The sequence below is a fragment of the Stenotrophomonas sp. STEN018 genome, from assembly GCF_056760235.1.
In genome coordinates, this window is sequence record NZ_JBRREK010000125.1 from 1 (window position 1) to 2,321 (window position 2,321).

Annotated in this window: 3 protein-coding genes; all 3 read right to left on the reverse strand. The window is 36.4% G+C overall.

Annotated elements, in window-relative coordinates; all coding sequences use genetic code 11:
- Window positions 1-675 (reverse strand): replication initiation protein RepM (gene repM / locus ACVOMB_RS20940; RefSeq protein ID WP_481532918.1); only part of this gene is annotated, 675 nt, incomplete at its 3' end.
- Between the two features lie 520 nt (window positions 676-1,195).
- Window positions 1,196-1,375: a hypothetical protein gene (locus ACVOMB_RS20945; RefSeq protein ID WP_440271982.1), complete on the reverse strand. Its 180-nt coding sequence runs from the start codon at window positions 1,373-1,375 to the stop codon at window positions 1,196-1,198.
- A 304-nt stretch (window positions 1,376-1,679) separates the two neighbouring features.
- On the reverse strand, window positions 1,680-2,321 hold a 642-nt coding region (locus ACVOMB_RS20950; RefSeq protein WP_481532919.1), incomplete at its 5' end, for a hypothetical protein.

Consider the following 2,321-nt stretch of genomic DNA (forward strand, 5'->3'; position numbering starts at 1 on the left):
CTTAAACTTGAATGAAAATCCTGTAATAGAACGTCCTGTTTTATGCTGTTCGACTTTAATTTTAATGTCGGTTTTTTCGTTAATTTGAGTGATTGCAGGCTCTAAAACACGGCTTTTAAAATTATTCATTTGCTTGTATTCAGTATCAAGAACACCAAGCTTTTTTCTAAATTCATTTATTTCAATAATAGGCGTTTTGCCTGTGCTACGCCAAGCAATCAATAGCTCATAAAGCCTTATTGCATAACCGCTTGATAGTCCAGAAACCTGTTGTATGTCGTACTTTGTAAATTCTTTTTCTAAGCGTGTAATCAATGGAATGATGGCTGGAGCAAAGATAATCTCGACTTTTGCCTGTTCATCAATATAAGCAATTTGTGAAACCCAACGACTTTGAATATTAGCTATAGCCTTTCCTCTAGGTTCTTGATATGTGAAATATCTTGAAAACAGTGCCTTACATGCACTTTTCAAACCTTCGTAAGCCGTATTCCTATGTGCTGAAAACTGATTAATATAGCTTTCAGCATGAATAGTTAAAGGGTCATTTGCATTAATGCCTTTGCCACTTTGACGGGCTTCAATGATTGCTAAAAGTATTAATCTTTGTTCGACCAAATCGAGATTGTAACTCGCATTAATTAACGCATTATCTTTAACAACTAAATCACCCATTCCATTACCCTATTTATTAATGTTGTTATTGTTACACTAACAAACTATGTATCAATATGCACGGAAAATGTAGCTTTATAAACTCGATTTTTCATTTTTTTGCACGGAAAATGTAACGGTATTGCACGGAAAATGTAGCTTTATGAGGCTTGAAATGCACGTATAGCAAGGCTTTCAGCGTGTCTAAAAGCATTTAAAAGCTTAAAAGATTATTAAAAGCCAAAAAAAAATTAAAAAGCATTTAAAACTGCCCTATGTTTTCGCTTCGCTCAAACTCTATTGAATCTCGCTGCGCTCGATTCCTGGGGGCAGTTTTTTTCAAAGACCGGCTAGGACGCTAAAAACAAGAATGGATTCGCTTCGCTCATAAAGCTTTATGCTCGCTTCGCTCGTCATGGAGCCAGTGGCTACAGTCGCTTTGCTCTGTAAATCTCGTTATGAAGCAACAGGGAGCTTGTAATCAGGGAAAAGGCAGGGGCAAATTTTTATAACGCTCAGTCGCTCGTAGACACTCGCTCGGTTACTTGATCAATTTGTTTAGTTGTTCTTCAAAATCTTGCTTGTTTAAATCACATGAAACGTACTGATCATAAAGTTTTTGATGATCTTCAGTGATTTCTAAATCGTAATATTCTCGATCTGATTTCTTTAAAAACACCTCTGACAAACGATTATTTTTTTCGACATCACTCAATTTCATGGTCTAAATGCTCCTATTTTGCGTTTATTGGCGTTTTTAGCCCTGTTTGGCTAGATTTCCCTGTTTTTGAGGAAAAGGCGCTTAAATGCGATTTTAGGCGGTTTTTACGCTATGGGGTGAAATTCGATATTGGTGCTTTGCTAACAAGAAAATTTTTAGCGGTTTGGAGATTTATCATTTTCCGACAGCAGGAGGGAATGCACGCTTACGCGTTTCTCTCCGAGAAACAAAAAACCGACCTCTGAAAAAGATAAAAATAAGCCCCAAAAATTGGGGCGTTTTGAAATCTTTTTCAGAGGAAATTTTAGTTAAGTTCAAACCTTGATTTTTCACCTCTCAAAATCTCAAAAAATTGCGATTGTTGTTTTTCATCGAGAAGCATCGTTTTTAACCTGTTTTCAAAGTCTGTCATTTTTTCGCTATCTTTTTTCATGTGCTTATACCTTTTGTCCCGTGCAATGTTGAAAGCACAGCTCGAAAGATGAACGCTCCCCCTTGGGTCGAATGCAATAAACTTGTGATCTTCGATATTGTAGGTTTTGACTTGATCAACCTGTTTGACTGTAGGTTGAATTTTCTTAGAACCAAAGCCAAGTTTTTCTAAAAGCGGATAAAACTTTTTAAATTTTTCAGGCTCTAAAAGCATGTCTGCTATACGTTTCGCAAAATCTTCATAAGATTCTGTACCCTCAGAGTATTTGCTCATTTCAGGCATTTCAGACAGCTTGTGAGCAAATAGAAAGCGTTGCGGATCTGTCATTTTGGTGAATAGATCGGGCGTGTTTTGATCTCGTTGTGTAGGTATTGTTTTCTCAGAAATTGCCGTTTGTTTTTGCTTAAACTTGAATGAAAATCCTGTAATAGAACGTCCTGTTTTATGCTGTTCGACTTTAATTTTAATGTCGGTTTTTTCGTTAATTTGAGTGATTGCAGGCTCTAAAACACG

Bases quoted from the DNA above. Each gene is read 5' to 3' on its own strand.
- ACVOMB_RS20945 (WP_440271982.1), bottom strand. From the start codon at position 1,375: ATGAAATTGAGTGATGTCGAAAAAAATAATCGTTTGTCAGAGGTGTTT.